The sequence below is a fragment of the Herbaspirillum lusitanum P6-12 genome, assembly GCF_000256565.1.
GTDB lineage: Bacteria > Pseudomonadota > Gammaproteobacteria > Burkholderiales > Burkholderiaceae_D > Herbaspirillum > Herbaspirillum lusitanum.
In genome coordinates, this window is record NZ_AJHH01000666.1 from 1 (window position 1) to 1014 (window position 1014).

Genomic DNA, 1014 nt, shown 5'->3' on the forward strand with positions numbered 1-1014 from the left:
CCCGATGTGCGACGCCCACATGGTGTTGGCGCGCACCGACAACGGCCTGTCCTGTTTCTTCGTACCGCGCTGGCGGCCGGACGGTCACAAGAACGGCGTGCTGGTGCAGCGCCTCAAGGACAAGCTCGGCAACCGCTCCAACTCCAGCAGCGAAGTCGAGTTCGAGGATGCCTACGGCGTCATGGTCGGCGATGAGGGACGCGGCATCCCGACCATCATCGAGATGGCCAACCACACGCGCCTCGATTGCGTGATCGGCAGCGCCGGCCTGATGCGCCATGCGCTGGTCCAGGCCATCCATCATGCGCGCCATCGCAGCGCCTTCGGCAAGCATCTGGCCGAGCAAGCGCTGATGCGCAACGTGCTGGCCGACCTGGCGCTGGAAAGCGAAGCCGCGACCTTGCTGATGCTGCGCCTGGCAAGCGCCTTTGAAGCACCCGCCGATCCCTTGCAACGCGCGTGGCGACGCATCGTCACGCCGGCCGCCAAGTTCTGGATCTGCAAGCGTGCGCTGGAATTCACCGGTGAGTGCATGGAAGTCTGGGGCGGCAACGGCTACGTGGAAACCGGACCGATGGCGCGCATGTATCGCGAAGCGCCGGTCAACTCGATCTGGGAAGGTTCGGGCAACGTCATGTGCCTCGATGTACTGCGTGCAATGGAGCGCGAGCCGGACGCCTGCCTGTTGCTGCTGGACGAATTGCAGCAGGTCGCCGATGGCCATGAAGTCTTGCAAGCGCCGTTGCATGCGCTCAAGCAGATGATGACGCTGGCGCCGGAGCAGCGCGAAATGCTGGCGCGCCGGCTGGTGCAGCAACTGGTGCTGGCGGTACAGGGTGCGCTGATGCTGCAGCACGCGCCGCCGGCGATGGCCGAAGCCTTCGTGCTCAGTCGCGGCGATGCCGCCAACGGTCGCGTGTACGGCACGCTGCCGGCGGGAACTGCGGATGCCGCGTCCTTGCAGAAAAGCATCCTGGCGCGCTGGATGTCGATGTCGGGATTGATCTCTTCCAA

At 65.2% G+C, this 1014-nt stretch carries 1 protein-coding gene; it reads left to right on the plus strand.

All coding sequences use genetic code 11. The annotated features are described in order from the left end of the window. Positions 1–1014: acyl-CoA dehydrogenase family protein (locus HLUSI_RS30040; protein ID WP_016835984.1), on the plus strand; the 1014-nt coding region annotated here is incomplete at both ends.